Source organism: Kitasatospora sp. NPDC038210 (assembly GCF_055600605.1).
Genome location: NZ_JBVJYK010000001.1, coordinates 64,241 through 80,031, shown reverse-complemented (window position 1 = coordinate 80,031; position 15,791 = coordinate 64,241). Strand labels below are relative to the sequence as shown.

Annotated in this window: 14 protein-coding genes; 7 read left to right on the top strand and 7 right to left on the bottom strand. The window is 74.8% G+C overall.

Annotated elements, in window-relative coordinates; translation table 11 throughout:
* Positions 1–66: 66 nt before the first annotated feature.
* Positions 67–2,445 carry an ABC transporter permease gene (locus ACZ7KX_RS00320; RefSeq protein ID WP_470324502.1) on the bottom strand — a complete coding sequence of 793 codons (2,379 nt, stop codon included), beginning with the start codon at positions 2,443–2,445 and terminating at the stop codon, positions 67–69.
* Positions 2,442–3,131: an ABC transporter ATP-binding protein gene (locus ACZ7KX_RS00315; protein ID WP_470324501.1), complete on the bottom strand. Its 690-nt coding sequence runs from the start codon at positions 3,129–3,131 to the stop codon at positions 2,442–2,444. The genes ACZ7KX_RS00320 and ACZ7KX_RS00315 overlap by 4 nt, the downstream gene beginning before the upstream one ends.
* Positions 3,132–3,337: 206 nt before the next feature.
* On the opposite strand from ACZ7KX_RS00315, the gene ACZ7KX_RS00310 reads away from it, so the two are divergent.
* Together ACZ7KX_RS00310 and ACZ7KX_RS00305 are read left to right on the top strand one after the other, a co-directional pair.
* A complete protein-coding gene (locus tag ACZ7KX_RS00310) occupies positions 3,338–4,579 on the top strand; it encodes a sensor histidine kinase (protein WP_470324500.1) in 1,242 nt (413 codons plus the stop codon).
* Positions 4,576–5,268 carry a response regulator transcription factor gene (locus ACZ7KX_RS00305; RefSeq protein ID WP_470324499.1) on the top strand — a complete coding sequence of 231 codons (693 nt, stop codon included), beginning with the start codon at positions 4,576–4,578 and terminating at the stop codon, positions 5,266–5,268. The genes ACZ7KX_RS00310 and ACZ7KX_RS00305 overlap by 4 nt, the downstream gene beginning before the upstream one ends.
* Before the next feature lie 96 nt (positions 5,269–5,364).
* Here the strand turns inward: ACZ7KX_RS00305 and katG are convergent, their stop codons facing one another.
* Positions 5,365–7,584: a catalase/peroxidase HPI gene (gene katG / locus ACZ7KX_RS00300; protein WP_470324498.1), complete on the bottom strand. Its 2,220-nt coding sequence runs from the start codon at positions 7,582–7,584 to the stop codon at positions 5,365–5,367.
* A 219-nt stretch (positions 7,585–7,803) separates the two neighbouring features.
* Between katG and ACZ7KX_RS00295 the strand changes: the two genes are divergently transcribed.
* The 4 genes from ACZ7KX_RS00295 to ACZ7KX_RS00280 all read left to right on the top strand — a co-directional run bounded on the left by ACZ7KX_RS00295 (position 7,804) and on the right by ACZ7KX_RS00280 (position 10,620).
* On the top strand, positions 7,804–8,217 hold the full coding sequence (locus ACZ7KX_RS00295) for a Fur family transcriptional regulator (protein WP_350521088.1): 414 nt from the start codon (positions 7,804–7,806) through the stop codon (positions 8,215–8,217).
* A 67-nt stretch (positions 8,218–8,284) separates the two neighbouring features.
* Complete coding sequence (locus ACZ7KX_RS00290) at positions 8,285–8,764, top strand: RrF2 family transcriptional regulator (protein ID WP_470324497.1); 480 nt, start codon at positions 8,285–8,287, stop codon at positions 8,762–8,764.
* 82 nt (positions 8,765–8,846) lie between these two features.
* The gene (locus ACZ7KX_RS00285) at positions 8,847–9,281 is read left to right on the top strand and encodes a hypothetical protein (protein WP_470324496.1); all 435 of its coding nucleotides are present in this window, start codon (positions 8,847–8,849) and stop codon (positions 9,279–9,281) included.
* 250 nt (positions 9,282–9,531) lie between these two features.
* Positions 9,532–10,620, top strand: coding sequence for a PP2C family protein-serine/threonine phosphatase (locus tag ACZ7KX_RS00280; RefSeq protein WP_470324495.1), 1,089 nt, complete (start codon positions 9,532–9,534; stop codon positions 10,618–10,620).
* A 141-nt stretch (positions 10,621–10,761) separates the two neighbouring features.
* Here the strand turns inward: ACZ7KX_RS00280 and ACZ7KX_RS00275 are convergent, their stop codons facing one another.
* The 3 genes from ACZ7KX_RS00275 to ACZ7KX_RS00265 are packed head-to-tail and all read right to left on the bottom strand — an operon-like array spanning position 10,762 to position 13,681.
* Positions 10,762–12,114: a cytochrome P450 gene (locus tag ACZ7KX_RS00275; protein ID WP_470324494.1), complete on the bottom strand. Its 1,353-nt coding sequence runs from the start codon at positions 12,112–12,114 to the stop codon at positions 10,762–10,764.
* Complete coding sequence (locus ACZ7KX_RS00270; RefSeq protein ID WP_470324493.1) at positions 12,111–12,839, bottom strand: hypothetical protein; 729 nt, start codon at positions 12,837–12,839, stop codon at positions 12,111–12,113. The genes ACZ7KX_RS00275 and ACZ7KX_RS00270 overlap by 4 nt, the downstream gene beginning before the upstream one ends.
* Positions 12,836–13,681 carry a helix-turn-helix domain-containing protein gene (locus tag ACZ7KX_RS00265; RefSeq protein WP_470324492.1) on the bottom strand — a complete coding sequence of 282 codons (846 nt, stop codon included), beginning with the start codon at positions 13,679–13,681 and terminating at the stop codon, positions 12,836–12,838. Before ACZ7KX_RS00265 ends, ACZ7KX_RS00270 begins: the two co-directional genes overlap by 4 nt.
* Positions 13,682–13,887: 206 nt before the next feature.
* On the opposite strand from ACZ7KX_RS00265, the gene ACZ7KX_RS00260 reads away from it, so the two are divergent.
* On the top strand, positions 13,888–14,550 hold the full coding sequence (locus tag ACZ7KX_RS00260) for an NADPH-dependent F420 reductase (RefSeq protein ID WP_470324491.1): 663 nt from the start codon (positions 13,888–13,890) through the stop codon (positions 14,548–14,550).
* A gap of 138 nt (positions 14,551–14,688) precedes the next feature.
* On the opposite strand, the gene ACZ7KX_RS00255 is transcribed toward ACZ7KX_RS00260, so the two are convergent.
* Positions 14,689–15,762 carry a LacI family DNA-binding transcriptional regulator gene (locus ACZ7KX_RS00255; protein ID WP_470324490.1) on the bottom strand — a complete coding sequence of 358 codons (1,074 nt, stop codon included), beginning with the start codon at positions 15,760–15,762 and terminating at the stop codon, positions 14,689–14,691.
* Between the last annotated feature and the right edge of the window lie 29 nt (positions 15,763–15,791).

Here is a 15,791-nt window from a genome sequence, read left to right as displayed (position 1 = left end):
GACGAGAGGCCTGGCGAGACCTGACCCCGCGCCGACTGCCGAGCCGGCATCCGTCGCCACCGCACGTCACTCCGCCCGCAGGGCGTCCACCGTCCGCGCCCGCGCCGCCCGGACGGCCGGGAGCAGCGCGCCGAGCAGTGCGATCAGCACACCGCCCAGCCCGAGCAGCACCAGCGCGGGGGCACCGAACACGTCCAGCGCCGAAGCCGGGAAGTTCAGCCCGGCGGAGTGGCCCATCGCGGGCACCGTGACCCGGTGCAGCAGCAGGCCCACGGGCAGGCCGATCGCGCCGCCGACCGCGCCGACCAGCAGCACCGAGGCGAGCACCACGCTCACGCTCTGCGCCGGCGTCATGCCGAGCGCCCTGGTGACGCCCGCGTCCCGGGTGCGTTCGCGGATCTCCAGGACGACGGTGTTGAACACGCCGAGCCCGGCGACCACGACCAGCAGGACCGTCAGCGTCACGGTGAGCGACCGCAGCGCGGCGATGGTGCCGCTGGAGCTACGCGTCGCGTCGGCCTCTGCCGCCATCCGCAGCGGGGCGAGCGTGCCGCCGAGGGCGGCGGCGTAGCCGGCGTGGTCGGTGCCGGGTTTCAGCGCGACGAGCCAGGTGTCGGGCCTCGGAGCCGTCCCGGCGGGGAAGCTACCGGCGTCGGTGAAGAGCTCGTTGGTCTGCACGTGCGGGTCGAAGACCTCACCGACGATCCGGACCGTGACGGCTCGCCCGTGGTCGGTGAAGGTCACCCGGTCGCCGAGCTTCAGCGAGGCCTCGGTGAGAAAGGTGGCGGGCGCGACGGCCTCGCCGGGCCCGCGGTACCAGCGTCCGGCGGCCATCCGGTAACCGGCCCGGGACGCGTCGCCGTCGAAGACGGTCACCGTGGTGCTCCCGGCGACGCCGGGGACGACAACGTCCTCGACGCCGACGCCGTAGTACGCGGCGGTGCCGGGCAGGGCGGTCAGGGCGGCGGTGACGGCGGCCGGGTCGGCCGCGACCGGCCGGGACGGTGCCGCGCCGGGCGGGCCGTCCGGGCGCAGCGGGTGCACCAGGACGTCCGCGACGGCGTGGTTCTTCGCCTGCTGCACCCAGGTCATCGTCCCGCCCATGCCCGTGGCGAAGACCGCTGCCGCCGTGCCGAACAGCACCGCCGCGAACATTCCGGCGGCCCGGGCCGGGCGGGCGAAGGGCTGGGCGAGGCCGAGGCTGAGCGGCCGGGGCAGCGGCAGCCGGGCGGTCACCGCGGCGGCGCGAGCGGCCAGGACGTCCCGCCGGGTGGCGCCCGCCGTCCGGCCGACGGCCAGGGCCTCCACCGTGCGCAGCCGTCCGGCGCGGGCGGCGGCGGCCCAGGCGGCCAGGGCGACGGCGGCCAGGGTGCCGCCCGCCACCGCGACGTCCACCCAGGGAGCGAGGCCCGAGGCTCCGGTGCCGTAGAGCTGCCCGGTGGTGGCGAGCACGGGGACGGTGAGCAGGTTGCCCGTGACGACTCCGAGCAGGGTGCCGGCCGTGGCGGGCACCAGCGCCTGGGCGACGTACGTCCGCACCACCTGGGCGGGGGTGCAGCCGAGCGCCTTGAGCACGCCGATCCGCCGGGTCGCGGTGCCGACTGCGCCGGCCACCACGTTCCCGGCCACCAGCACCGACATCGCCGTGCCGAGCAGGCCGAAGGCGACCATGAACGGCAGGAACAGCGCGGTGTTGCGGTCCGAGCCCTGCTCGGCGGTCAGCCAGGACTGCGCGCCGGTCAGCGCCCCGGTGGGCAGGGCCGAGGCCACGGCGGCCCGGTCGGCGTCGATCGCGCCGGCGGTACCGGCGTCGGCGAAGCGGTAGAGCATCTCGTAGCCGGGGGTGCTGCCGGGCGCGATGAGCGCGGCAATGGCCTCGGGCGTCACCCAGGCGTCGGCGGTGCGGCTGACGGACCGGGCGTAACCGACCACGGTGAGCGTCGGCGCGCCCGGCAGGCCGGGGAGGCGGAGCGTCCCGCCGAGTTCCGTCTGCTGCATCCGGTACCCGGAGTCGATCACCACCTCGCCCGGCCGCTCCGGCCAACTGCCCTGCAGGAGCTCGACCTCGTCGACGTCCCCGGCGGCCCGCGCGCGACCTGCGACGGTCATCGGCGGCATGGTCAGCCCGGCCGGGACGTCCGTACCCGGCCCCGGCTCCGGATCGAGCGTCACGGTGCGGAACGGTCCGGCGGAGGCGGTCACCCCGGTGGCGTGCGCGGTGCCGGCGAGCCGGGCGGCGGTGACCCGGGCGCCGTCGAAGCGCGCGGTGAGGTGCGCACCGTGCTGTCCCTCGAAGGCCCGGTCGAAGGGCGCCTGGGAGGCGACCAGCAGCGAGCCGCCGAGGACGGAGCAGGTGGTGGCCACCAGGGCGGCCAGACCGACCGCGGCCGACTGGGTCCGGCGGCGGCGGACGCCCGCCCGCACGACCCTTGCGAGCGCGCTCATGCCGCCACCGCCGAGTCCGCCTCGACCCGGCCGTCCCGCATCCGGACGATGCGCGTGGCGCAGTCCTCGGCGAGCCCGAGGTCATGGGTGACGAGCAGGACCGTCTGCCCATCGTCGTGCAGTTCCCGGAACAGCTCCTTGACGTCCTCGGCCGAGGCGGAGTCCAGTGCGCCGGTCGGCTCGTCGGCCAGCAGCAGCGTCGGCCGGTTCATCAACGCCCGGGCCACCGCGACGCGCTGGCGCTCGCCGCCGGAGAGCCGGCCCGGGTGAGCGCGGGCGTGCCGGTCGATGCCGAGGACCTCCAGCAGCTCGCCGGCCCGCCGGCGGGCCTCGGCACGTGGCACTCCGGCCAACTCCCCGGCCAGCACCACGTTGTCGGTCACGGTGAGGTCGTCCAGCAGGTTGAAGAACTGGAACACCATGCCGATCGTGCCGCGCCGGTAGCGGGCCGAGGCCGCCTCGCCCAACCGGTCCACCCTGACTCCGGCCACCGTGACCGTCCCGGCGCTGGGCCGGTCCAGTCCGGCCACCAGGTTCAGCAGGGTCGACTTCCCGCTGCCGGACGGCCCGAGCACGGCCACCGCCTCCCCCGCCCGCACGCTCAGCGTGACCCCGTCGAGGGCCGCCCGCGCGCCCTCGTAGTGGCGGCTCGCACCGCTCAGCTCGATCACCGGATCACCGTTCATTCCCCGCTCCTCGCTCCCGCTTCCCGGGTGGACGGGCCGACGGTACGGACGAACGGCGCGCGGCCGCGTCCGTCGCCGGCGGCAACTCCCGTACCGCGTCCGGCGGATCGGCGGCGGCGTCATCCCTGCGGCGTAGTCGGCGGGTGTACCGGTCACCGCCGAGCGAGGGGCTGTGCCCGGCGGCTCCCGCCCACCAGAATGTCCCGGTGATCGATCATCCGACGGTGCGGCGGCTCCGCGCGGCGGTCCGCCTGGCCGGCGGCCCGGACGCCCCGCCGCCGCCCCGACCGACCCCCCGCCGCCAGGCCTTCGACGTCGCCCTGGCCCTCCTCCTCGCCTTCACCAGCGGGCGCTACGCCGCCATCGCGGAACCGCCCGGCGGGGCCGGCGGGCCCGGGTTGCTGCTGCTGGTGCCGCTCGTGCCGCTGCCGCTGGTGCTGCGCCGCCGCTTCCCGCTGGCGGTGCTGTGGACGGTGCTGCCGACCGCGCTGCTGGTCCGTCACCAGTCGCAGGACATCGCGTACTCGACCGGCGTGGCGGTGATCGTCGCCGCCTACAGCGCCGCCGCGTACGCGCGCCGCCCGGCGGCCCTGCTGCTCGGCCTGCCGGCCGCGACCGGCGCGCTCGTGGTGCTCTTCGACGACGCCCTGCTGCCGCACTTCCCCAACGGGGTGATCGCCGTCCTGGTCCTGGTGCCGGTGTTCGCGGTCGCCTACGAGCTGCGGATGTGGCGCGGCCGGGTGGAGGAGGGCCGTGAGCGGCTCTCCGCCCTGGAACGCGAGCAGCTGGCGGCCCAGCGGCTCGCGGTCGAGCTCGAACGGGCCCGGATCGCCCGGGAGTTGCACGACGTGGTGACGCACAACGTGAGCATGATGACGATCCAGGCGGGAGCCGCCCGCAAGATCCTGGACACCGCCCCGGACAAGGCCCGCGAGGCGATGGCCGCGGTGGAGTCCGGCGGGCGCGCGGCGATGACCGAACTGCGGCACGTCATGGGCCTGTTGACCATCGAGTCGGCGGCCGGCGACGATCCCGCCGCCGACGCCGACCTCGCCCCCCAGCCGGGCCTCGACCGGCTGGACGCCCTGGTCGACGGCGTCCGGCAGGCCGGACTGACCGTCGAGCTGACCGTCACCGGCGAGCGCCGGGCCGTCCCGCCCGGGATCGAACTCGCGGCCTACCGGGTCGTCCAGGAGGCCCTCACCAACACCGTCAAGCACGCGGGCGGCGCCGACGCCTCGGTCGCCGTCGAGTACGCCCCGGACCACCTGAAGGTGCAGGTCACCGACACCGGCGGCCGCCCCACCGGCGCCGCCTCCACGGGCAACGGGCGCGGCCTGCTCGGCCTGCGCGAACGCCTCGCCGTCTACGGCGGCACCCTGCAGACCGGCCCCCGGCCGCGCGGCGGCTACCGCGTCACGGCCCTGATCCCCTTGGAGAGTTCATGAGCGCGCAGCCGCTGCGGGTGGTGGTCGCCGACGACCAGGCCCTGGTCCGCACCGGGTTCCGGCTGATCCTGGAGTCCGAGGGGATCGACGTGGTCGCGGAGGCCGAGGACGGCGAGCAGGCCCTCGCGGCCGTCCGCCGGACCGCGCCCGACGTGGTCCTGATGGATATCCGGATGCCCGGCCTGGACGGCCTGGAGGCCACCCGCCGGATCCTCGCCGCCCCGGCGCAGGAGCCGCCGCGGATCATCATGCTGACCACCTTCGACCTCGACCACTACGTCTACGCGGCGATGGCCGCCGGGGCGAGCGGCTTCCTGCTCAAGGACGTCACCCCGGAGCACCTGGCCGCCGCCGTCCGGCTGGTGCGCACCGGGGACGCGCTGCTCGCCCCCGCCATCACCCGGCGGCTGGTCGAGCGCTTCGCCCGTCCGGACGCCGGTGCCGCCACCGCGGCGCCGCACCGCGAGCTGGGCACGCTCACCCCGCGCGAGCTGGAGGTGATGGCGCTGCTGGCGCGCGGCCTCAGCAACGCCGAACTCGCGGCCGGGCTGCAGCTGTCGGAGGCGACGGTGAAGACGCACGTGGCCCGGATCCTCGGCAAGCTGGGCCTGCGGGACCGGGCGCAGGTGGTGGTCGCGGCGTACGAGACGGGGCTGGTCAGCGTGGGCGCCGCGCCCGACGCGCCGTGACGACGCGGCCCGGCGGGCGGGAGCCCGGGGCGCCGTGACGCGGGCGGGAGCCCGGGGGTCGATTGCCCCGGGCTCCTGCCCGCACCTCCGTGGGGATCAGACGAGGTCGAAGCGGTCCGCGTTCATGACCTTGACCCAGGCCGCGACGAAGTCCGTCACGAACTTCTCCTTGGCGTCGTCGCTCGCGTACACCTCGGCGACGGCCCGGAGTTCGGCGTTCGAGCCGAAGACCAGGTCGGCCCGGGTGCCGCTCCACCTGACCTTGCCGGAGGCGTCCCGGCCCTCGAAGGTGTGCGAGTCCTCCGAGGTGGCCGTCCAACGGGTGCCCAGGTCCAGCAGGTTGACGAAGAAGTCGTTCGTCAGCACACCGGGGGTCTCGGTGAGCACGCCGTGCGCGGACTGCCCGTGGTTGGCGCCCAGCACGCGCAGGCCGCCTACCAGCACGGTCAGCTCCGGGGCGCTCAGGCCGAGCAGGTTCGCCTTGTCGAGCAGCAGGTACTCGGCCGGGAGGCGGTTGCCCTTGCCGACCCAGTTGCGGAAGCCGTCGGCCTTGGGTTCCAGCGCGGCGAAGGACTCCGTGTCGGTCAGCTCCTGCGGCGCGTCCACCCGGCCGGCCGCGAACGGCACCTCGACGGCGAGGCCGGCCGCCTTGGCCGCCTGCTCGACGCCGACGCCGCCGGCCAGCACCACCAGGTCGGCCAGCGAGACCTGCGTGCCGCCGCCGGCCTGCGCGTTGAAGTCCCGCTGCACGCCCTCCAGGGTGCGCAGCACCGCGGCCAGCCGGTCGGGCTCGTTGACCTCCCAGCCGATCTGCGGCTGCAGCCGGATCCGGCCGCCGTTGGCACCGCCGCGCTTGTCGCTGGAGCGGAAGGAGGAGGCCGCCGCCCAGGCGGTGGAGACCAGTTCGGCCACCGACAGGCCGGTGTCGTTGATCCGCCGCTTGAGGTCGGCCACGTCGGCCGCGCCGACCCGCTGGTGGTCGACGGTCGGCAGCGGGTCCTGCCAGAGCAGCTGCTCGGCCGGGACCTCCGGGCCGCGGTAGCGGACGACCGGGCCCATGTCGCGGTGGGTCAGCTTGTACCAGGCGCGGGCGAAGGCGTCGGCGAACGCCTCCGGGTCCTCCAGGAAGCGCCGGGAGATCGGCTCGTAGACCGGGTCGAAGCGCAGCGACAGGTCGGTGGTGAGCATGATCGGGACGTGGCGCTTGCTCGGGTCGTGGGCGTCCGGGACGGTGCCCTCGCCCGCGCCGTCCTTCGGCTTCCACTGGTGGGCGCCGGCCGGGCTCTTGGTGAGCTCCCACTCGTAGCCGAACAGCGTCTCGAAGAAGCTGTTGTCCCAGGTGACCGGGGTGGGCGTCCAGGCGCCCTCCAGGCCGCTGGTGATGGCGTCCCCGCCGACGCCGGTACGGAAAGCGCTCTTCCAGCCGATGCCCTGCTGCTCCATCGGCGCGTCCTCGGGGTCCGCGCCGACGTTGTCCGCCGGGCCGGCGCCGTGGGTCTTGCCGAAGGTGTGGCCGCCGGCGATCAGCGCGACGGTCTCCTCGTCGTTCATCGCCATCCGGTAGAAGGTCTCGCGGATGTCGCGGGCGGCGGCGATCGGGTCCGGGTTGCCGTTGGGGCCCTCGGGGTTGACGTAGATCAGGCCCATCTGGACGGCGGCCAGCGGGTTCTCCAGCTCGCGGTCGCCGGTGTAGCGCTCGTCGCCCAGCCAGGTGGTCTCCGGGCCCCAGTAGACGTCCTCGTCGGGCTCCCACTCGTCCACCCGGCCGCCGCCGAAGCCGAAGGTCCGGAAGCCCATGCCCTCCAGCGCGACGTTGCCGGCCAGGACGATCAGGTCGGCCCAGGAGAGGCTGCGGCCGTACTTCTTCTTCACCGGCCACAGCAGGCGGCGAGCCTTGTCCAGGCTCGCGTTGTCGGGCCAGCTGTTCAGCGGGGCGAAGCGCTGCTGGCCGCCGCCGGCGCCGCCGCGGCCGTCGCTGATCCGGTAGGTGCCGGCGCTGTGCCAGGCCATGCGGATCATGAACGGGCCGTAGTTGCCGTAGTCGGCCGGCCACCAGTCCTGGGAGGTGGTGAGCACCTCCTGGATGTCCCGCTTGACGGCCGGGAGGTCGAGCGCCTCGAAAGCCGCCGGGTAGTCGAATTCCGCTCCGAGCGGATTGGCCACGGCGGGGTTCTTGGCGAGGATCTTGAGATTGAGCCGCTCCGGCCACCACTGGCGGTTGCCACCGCCCTGCGTGGGGTGCGCGGCGCGCCCGTGGTTGACCGGGCAGCCTTCCGCCTTCGCCTCTACGCCGGTTGCATCGTGGATGTCAGACATGGGAATCCTTCCCTCACAAGGCGGATCACGGTGTCTTCTGTGCTACCTACGGCATCTACATCTACTGCTGGTACCTAGGCTAGCGCCGGAGCCGATCCTACGATGGACGGAATCCAAGTCAAGAATGACACCAAACCCATATCCGATCGGGATCCGGATGACCCAGGATGTGTATTGGTAAACTCCGGTCTTCCCCTTGACCTGAATAGGTGAACCGATATGAGTGACCTGCTGGAGCGACTGCGCGGGCGCGGCTGGCGCCTCACCTCCCAGCGGCGTGTCGTGGCCGAGGTCCTGGACGGCGAACACGTGCACCTGACCGCGGACGAGGTGCACGCCCGCGCGGCGGAGCGCCTCCCGGAGATCTCCCGGGCGACGGTCTACAACACCCTCGGCGAGCTGGTCACCCTCGGCGAGGTCATCGAGGTCTCCACCGACGGGCGCGCCAAGCGCTACGACCCCAACGCGCACCGCCCGCACCAGCACCTGATCTGCACCGGCTGCGGCGCCATCCGCGACGTCCACCCGCTCGGCAACCCGCTGGCCGACCTCCCGACGGAGCAGCGCTTCGGTTTCACCGTCTCGCAGGCCGAGGTCACCTACCGGGGCCTCTGCCCGACCTGCGCGGGCTGATCGTTCCGGCGGTCGCGGGTTCGATTCCCGCTCCCGCCCGGGAACCAGGACGTGTAGTGTCCTGGTTATGCGCATGGGCGAAGGAGTCGAGTGGGGCCTGCACTGCTGCCTCACGCTGGCCTGGCTCGCGGAGGAGCAGCCGGTGCCGACCGCACGACTGGCGGCCTGGTTCGACCTCCCGCCCGCCTACCTGACCAAGCGCCTGCAGGCACTGGTCCGGGCCGGCATCCTCAGCTCCACACCGGGCGCCCGGGGCGGCTTCCGGCTGGGCCGCCAGCCCGAGCAGATCACCCTGATGGACGTGGTCTCCGCGATCGAAGGGCCCGACGACCTCTTCCGCTGCACCGAGATCCGGCAGCGCACGGAGGGGGCGGCGGCGGCCGGCGACGACTTCCGGCGCCCGTGCGGGGTGGCCACGGCGATGCGCAAGGCCGAGCTGGCCTGGCGGCGCGAGCTCGCCGCGCAGACGGTGGCCGACCTGATGGCGGCGGCTCCCGCCGGGGCCGCCGACCGCACCCGGCGGCACTACGCGCGACTGACGGGCTGAAGCCCGCCAAACCCCCACGATTCCCCTGCGGGTCGCTTTCGCGGCCCCGCAGGCTCCTCGCCGACTTCTGAGGTGAACCTGGATGTCCAATGTCCTGATTTCTCCAGCCCCGCCCCGGGCCGGCGGCGGGCTGTCCGCCACCGCCGGGTACGGCGCCATGGCGGCCGCGCTCGGGGCGCTGGCATGGCTCGCGGCGGCCCGTACCGCTGTGGCGCCGCTGGCCGGGCTACTGGTGCTGCTGTGGGGCGCCGCCAGCTGGTGCCAGACGCCCCCGCAGCAGCACCGGCTGATCGAGGTCGCCCCACAGGAGGCCCCGCTGGTCGTCTCGCTCAACTCCTCGGCCGTCTACGCCGGGATCGGGCTCGGCACGGTGCTCGGCGGCGCGACGCTGGGGTCGGGCGCCGCAGTGGTGTACGGGCTCGGCGCAGGGATCGCCGTGGTGGCGCTGCTGTTCCTGCGGTGGAGCGCGTCGCGTGACCGACTCTGCGTCAATTCCGGCCGTCCACAACGGGCTTGAGGCCGTTCCCGATGTCGTCGCGGGTGACGTCGGACCGGTCCGGCTCGGCGAACACCGTCCTCGTCGCGGTTGCGGTGCGGCGGGAAGGAGGAGCCGGTCGGCGGCTCGTGCGTCCCGTCTCCCGGACCGGATCCCGGCCGGTCCCCACGACCGGTCTCCACGGGGGACGGTGGGACCACCGGCCCGAGGTGCCTCCCGCCGGGAGCCCGGAGAGAGTGGATGGTGGGGCCCTTCCCAGCCTGGAGGACACGTGCGTGCCGACAGTCCGGACGGGATGCCGCCGCTGCACCTGCCGCGGCGCACCCGGCTGCTGCTGTTCTGCGCGTTCCTGCTGCTGGCCGCCGCCGTGGTGGCCGACCTCGTGAGCGGGCCCGGGACGACGCTGTCGCCCGTGCTGGCGGTGGCACCGGTACTGGCCGGGGCGACCAGCCGCAGCGCCCGGGTGCCGCTGGCGGTCGGCGGTCTCGCCGTGGTGGCCGTGGGCCTGCTGGAGACCACCAACACCGAGCTGCCGACCGAGGTGCACGTCACCGCGCTGATCACCGTCCTCGCCGCGACCCTGGCCAGCGCCGCCAACGTGGTACTGGTGGCGGCCCGGGAGCGGGAGCTCTTCCAGGTCCGCACGGTGGCCGAGGCGGCGCAACGCGCCCTGCTGCGCCCGCCGCCGGAGCGGATCGGTCCGCTGCGGATCTCCGTGCGCTACGTCGCCGCGGCGGCCGAGGCTCGGATCGGCGGGGACCTCTACGCCGTCGTGGAGACCGGGTACGGCGTGCGGATCCTGCTGGGGGACGTGCAGGGACACGGCCTGCCGGCCGTCGAGACGGTGGCGGACGTGCTGGGGGTGTTCCGTGAGGCGGCGCGCACCGAGGCCGACCTCGGGCGGCTGGCCGAACAGCTGGACGCCGCGCTGGCCGCCCGCCCGGGCGAGGGGCGTTTCGCCACCGCACTGCTGCTGTCGGTGCCGCCCGGGCGGGAGCCGGTCGCGCTGGTCAACTGCGGACATCCGCCCCCACTGCTGCGCCGGGCCGGCCGGGTGGACGCACTGGCGCCGCCGGCGGCCGCGCCCCCGCTCGGGCTGCTGGGGCTGACCGGTGGCGGGTACCCGGCGAGCCGGTTCGAGGCCCGGCCGGGGGACCTGCTGCTCCTGCACACCGACGGGGTGACCGAGGCCCGGGACACCGGGGGCGTCTTCTACCCGTTGGAGGAGCGGCTGCCGGGGCTGCCGGCGGGGAGCCCCGACGACCTGCTGGACGCCCTGCTGGCGGACGTGGGCGACTGGGTCGGCACCACCGGTCTGACCGACGACGCGGCGCTGCTCGCGATCCGCTGGGAGTCGTGACCGGCCGCGGGCGGGGAGAGGGCGGCGGCGTCCGTGCCGGGTGCACGGCCGGCCGGTGCCGACGGCCGGCGGGGGCTCTCCCCCCGGCGCTCCGCAGCGGGGGCCGCAGTCCCGGCGGTCACCGATTCGGCCCCGCCGACGTCATGCGCCACCGGCCGTTCCGACTGACGAACGGCCTGCGGAACTGCTTCCCGGTCGCCAGCGGATGCCCAACCGCTTCAGCCCGTTCTGGAAGTTGGAGACGAGCCGCGTCGGCGGCACGCCCGGAGTGAGCTCCAGGTCGGGCAGCTCGGCGATGATCCGCCGGAGTAGTGCCGACATCTGGATCCGCGCCAGTTGCGCTCCGACGCAGAAGTGCGGACCGAAACCGAAACTGACGTGGTCGTTCGGCGTGCGGGTGATGTCCAGGTGATCCGGACCGGAGAACACCGACTCGTCGCGGTTGGCGGAGGCGTGGTACACCACCACCTTGTCACCACGGCGGACCGGCTGCCCCCCGAGTTCGACGTCCCGCGCGGCGGTGCGTCGGAACTCCAGTACGGGCGGCCAGAATCGCAGCAGCTCCTCCACCGCCGAGGCGGTCAGATCCGGCCGGCGGCACAGCAGGCGGTACTGATCGGCGTGTGTGAGCAGGGAGTACAGCCCACCCGGCAGGCCGTTGCGCAGGGTCTCGTTGCCGGCGACCCCGAAGAGGAAGAACATCGTCTCGAACTCGGCGGTACTCAAACCGGCTTCCAGCATGCGGGCCACGATGCTGCCGGCCGGCGGCCGCTCGGCGAGCGCGTGCGCGTAGGCGAACATGTCCGCGAGGGCGGCGCGGGAGCGCGGGTTGACGGGGCGGCCGTCGGGGGCGGTGCCGGCCGTGGGTCGTTGGCTGAGCGCGGCACGACCCAGGTCGGTGAGCCGGGCGGGGTCCGCGGTGCTGGAGTGGGCGTGGTCCGGGTCCTGGTAGCCGATCACACGGTTCGACCAGTCGACCAGCAACTGACGGTCCTGCTCCGGCACGCCGAGGACCCGGGCGAGCGTCCACACCGGCAGGTCGGCGGCGATCGGCACGAAGTCGGCTTCGCCCGATGGCCGGACCGCGGCGACGAGTTCGGCCGCGCGGCTCTCGATGGCGGCGGTCAGCTCGTGCAGCGCGCGCGGGGTGAACGCGGCCGCGACGGCCCGGCGCAGCCGGGAGTGGTCGGGCGGGTCCTGGTTGAGCATCATCGTGCGGGCGAAGGCGAGATCGGCCGGCGTGTCGGGATCGCGGATCTGGGTCGCCCCGAGGTGCGAGGAGAACACCTCCGGCGTGCGCAGCACGTGCTTCACGTCCGCGTGCCGCAGCACCGCCCAGTAGCCCGGCCCGCCCGGCCACCCGCCGACGCTCGGCTCCTCGACCCAGCAGACCGGTGCGGACGCGCGCAGCTCGCGGAAGAGCCCGTACGGAACGCCCTCGGCGTAGGTCGCCGGGAGGAAGATCTGGTTCACGTACGCCTGGTCGAGGGTCACATGGACGGACGGTACGGCAGAGTCCCCAAGATGTCATGGACGGTGGCGAGTTGTTCGAGATGGGCGGGTTCCTCGGTCCGGTCGAACGCGTCGGCGACGGCGTCGAGCAGGGCGGGGCCGCGCAGCCATGCGGTGAAGGCCCGGTAGGGCGGGCTCGTCCGGTCCCAGAAGGCGTTCCGGGGCCCGGGGCCGCCGAGCAGGAACTCGTGCAGGCGCTCGACGGCGGTCGGCGTCGCCAGTCGGGCCCATTCAGCCAGCCGCCGGTCGACGCTCCCCGGGTCGGCGGCGGTGAGGGCGCACAGGACGGCTTCGGCGTCCCACCACTCGGGGCCGGTCAGGACGTCCGTCCAGAGGGCGTCGAGGAGTTCGCCGAGGTACGGGGCCTCCGGCCAGTCCCGCCAGGCCGCCCGGTCGAGCTTGCCGCAGAACGGTTCCAGGTCGGGGAGCAGGAGTTCACCGGTGAGGAGGAGCAGGAGGATGCGGGGCGTGAAGTACCGCAGATCCGCCGGGGAGCCGACGGTGTTCAGCACCGAGGTGGCGTAGCGCGTCAGTTCGTCGGGCCCCAGCAGTTCGCGGGGTGTGCGCAGCAGGGTGTCGAGGGTGGCCTGCGGGTTGCAGCAGGGGCAGGCGTCGATCCGGCCGGGCCGGGGCGCGGCCGCGAACGCGGCGGGCAGGCCGGCGAGGAGGTGCTGCAGCCGGCTGCCGGACGGTCGCTCGGGACTCACCGCGAAGCCGCCCAGGAGAGCAGCAGCCGCAGGGCGTCGTCGGAGGGGGTGTCCGGGTCGGCGGTGTAGGTGACGAGGGCCTGGGAGGGGTCGTCGGCGGGGCGGAGGGTGTCGTAGGCGAGGTCGAGGGTGCCGGCCAGGGGGTGGTGGAAGAGCTTGCGGCCCGAGGTCTTGTCGGCGACCGGGTGTTCGGCCCAGAAGCGGTGGAACTCCTCGCTGGAGAGGCAGAGTTGGCCGACCAGTTCGGCGAGCAGCGGATCGTCGGGGCGGCGGCCGGCCTCCAGGTGGAGGAAGGCGACGTTCTCCCGGGCGCAGGTCGCCCAGTCGCCGTAGAGCTCGCGGGAGGCCGGATCCAGGAAGGTGATGCGGGCGATGTTGCGCTCCTCGACCGGGAGGGCGCCGTAGTCGCCGAACAGCGCGGTGGCGGCCCGGTTCCAGGCCAGGACGTCCATCCGGTGGCCCATCACGACGGCCGGGGTGTGGTCCAGCTGTTCCAGCAGGCGCAGCAGGGAGGGGCGGGGCTGCTGGCGGGCGGTCGGCCGGCGGGAGCGGGTGACGGGGCGGGCCAGCCGGTGGAGGTGGCCGGACTCGTCGGGGGCGAGGCGCAGGGCGCGGGCGACGGCGTCGAGGACGGCTTGTGAGGGGTTGCCGACCCGGCCCTGTTCCAGGCGGGTGTAGTAGTCCACGCTGACGCCCGCCAGGTGGGCGAGTTCCTCGCGGCGCAGCCCGGCGACGCGGCGGCGGCCGCCGTAGTCGGGCAGGTCGACGTCCTCGGGCCGCAGCCGGGCGCGGCGGGTGCGCAGGAATTCGCTCAGGGTGCTGCTCGGGTTCACGGGAGTCATTCTCACCCGGACGTGCCCTCCCGTGCCTGGTCCTGGCAGGACCAGGCACGCGGGGAAGGGCGGGTCCGGCCTCCGGAAAGACCCACCCGGATGCGGGGAATCGGAGCGGTCGGGAGGTCGTTGGGCCAAGGCGACGAGCCAGTACGGAACTCGCGGACTTCGCGGAAATCGCAGGACTCGCAGAACTCGCAGACGAGGGGCTTCCCATGAAGATCGGCATCATCGGCGCGGGCAACATCGGCGGCAACCTGACGCGGCGGCTGACCGCGCTCGGGCACGACGTCTCGGTGGCCAACTCGCGCGGCCCGGAGACGCTGAAGGCCCTGGTCGAGGAGACGGGCGCGACGGCGGTGCCGGTCGCCGAGGCGGCGCGGGGCGCGCAGCTGGTGGTCGTGACCGTCCCGTTGAAGAACGTGCCGGACCTGCCCTCCGGGCTGTTCGACGAGGCCGCCGACGGCGTGGTCGTGATCGACACCGGCAACTACTACCCGAAGGAGCGCGACGGCCGGATCGACGCGATCGAGGACGGCGGGCTGACCGAGAGCCGGTGGACGGAGCAGCACCTCGGCCACCCGGTGGTGAAGGTGTTCAACGGCACCTACGCGCAGGACCTGCTGGAGCGGCCGCTCCCGGCGGGCGACCCGGACCGCCTCGCCGTGCCGGTGTCGGGGGACGACGAGGCGGCCAAGCGGGTCGTCCGGGCGCTGGTCGACGAGCTGGGCTTCGACACGGTGGACGCGGGCGGCCTCGACGACTCCTGGCGCCAGCAGCCGGCCACCCCGGTGTACGGACTGCGGGCCGGCGTCGACGCCGTGACCCGGGCGCTCGCGGAGGCGTCCCCGGAGCGCCCGGCGGCCCACCGGGCGTGAGCCGGGCGCGGGCGGACGGGGGCGGGCGAACGGGCGTGGGCGGACGGCCTCGGGCGAACGAGCGCGGCTGAACGGCTTCGGGCGGACCGGCCCGGGCGGACCGGCCCGGGCGTCAGACGGGCGCCGGTCGTCCCCCCGTCACGCGCTGCTCCCCCGCACCACCAGCTCGGTGGGCAGCTCCAGGCCCGCCGCCGGTACCGCCTCCCCCCGCACCCGGCCCAGCAGCCGGCCGACCAGCGCCGTGGCGATCGCGCGCAGCGGCAGCCGGACGGAGGTCAGGGCGGGGTGGAGGTGGCGGCAGAGCGGCGTGTCGTGGAAGCCGGTGACGGCCACGCCGCCGGGCCCGACCACCAGCCCCTCCGCCCGGACCGCCTCGTACACGTCCAGCGCCAGCAGGTCACTGCCGGCCGCGACGGCGGTGGGCCGGTCGGGCCCGCCCAGCAGCGCCCGGACGGCGGCGACCGCGGAAGGCGCCGCGGCCGCCGCCCGCGCCTCCCCCGCCGCCCGCGCCGCCCGCGCCGCCCCGGGGAGCGCCACCGCGGACAGGCCCAGCCGGCGGGCCTCCGCGAGGAAGCCCGCCCGCCGGGCCGCCATCCAGGGCAGCTGCTCGTCGACCCCGAGGTAGCCGATCCGGCGGTGGCCCAGCGCCGCGAGGTGCCGCACCACCTGCGCCATCGCCGCGTCGTTGGCGATGTCCACCCAGTGCTGCGGCTCCCCCGGGCCGGTGCGGCCGAAGCTGACGAAGGGGACGCCGAGCCGCGCGACGTGCGCGATCCGGGTGTCCCCGACCAGCACGTCCGCCAGGACCAGTCCGTCCACCTGACGGGCCGCCACCAGTTCGTCGATCGCGGCCACCGGGTCCCCGGCCGGCGGGGCGGGCCGGAACAGCAGCACCCGCTGCCCCTCGGTCCCGGCCGCGTCGACCAGCGCCTCCAGGAAGCCGGCCATCAGCGGGTTGGGGTCGAGCGGGTCGTCCACCGGGGCGAGGTAGCCGAGGGTGCGCCGGGCGCCGCTGCGCAGCGAACGCGCCGACTGGTCGGGCTGGTAGCCGAGTTCGCGGATCGCGGTGGTGACCCGGTCGAGGGTTTCCGGGCGGACCCTGTGCGGGGCGTTGAGCGCGTTGGAGACGGTCTGCCGGGAGACCCCGGCCGCGCGGGCGACCTCCTCGATCGTGGTGGCGCCGCGGCGCGGTCGCTGCGGTCCCTCGGGCATCCGGTCTCCTCCAGGCGTGGTCGGCTGTG

Bases quoted from the DNA above. Each gene is read 5' to 3' on its own strand.
- katG (WP_470324498.1), bottom strand. From the start codon at position 7,584: ATGTCTGACATCCACGATGCAACCGGCGTAGAGGCGAAGGCGGAAGGC.
- ACZ7KX_RS00285 (WP_470324496.1), top strand. From the start codon at position 8,847: ATGTCCAATGTCCTGATTTCTCCAGCCCCGCCCCGGGCCGGCGGCGGG.
- ACZ7KX_RS00295 (WP_350521088.1), top strand. From the start codon at position 7,804: ATGAGTGACCTGCTGGAGCGACTGCGCGGGCGCGGCTGGCGCCTCACC.
- ACZ7KX_RS00290 (WP_470324497.1), top strand. From the start codon at position 8,285: ATGCGCATGGGCGAAGGAGTCGAGTGGGGCCTGCACTGCTGCCTCACG.
- ACZ7KX_RS00315 (WP_470324501.1), bottom strand. From the start codon at position 3,131: ATGAACGGTGATCCGGTGATCGAGCTGAGCGGTGCGAGCCGCCACTAC.
- ACZ7KX_RS00265 (WP_470324492.1), bottom strand. From the start codon at position 13,681: ATGACTCCCGTGAACCCGAGCAGCACCCTGAGCGAATTCCTGCGCACC.
- ACZ7KX_RS00260 (WP_470324491.1), top strand. From the start codon at position 13,888: ATGAAGATCGGCATCATCGGCGCGGGCAACATCGGCGGCAACCTGACG.
- ACZ7KX_RS00255 (WP_470324490.1), bottom strand. From the start codon at position 15,762: ATGCCCGAGGGACCGCAGCGACCGCGCCGCGGCGCCACCACGATCGAG.
- ACZ7KX_RS00305 (WP_470324499.1), top strand. From the start codon at position 4,576: ATGAGCGCGCAGCCGCTGCGGGTGGTGGTCGCCGACGACCAGGCCCTG.
- ACZ7KX_RS00320 (WP_470324502.1), bottom strand. From the start codon at position 2,445: ATGAGCGCGCTCGCAAGGGTCGTGCGGGCGGGCGTCCGCCGCCGCCGG.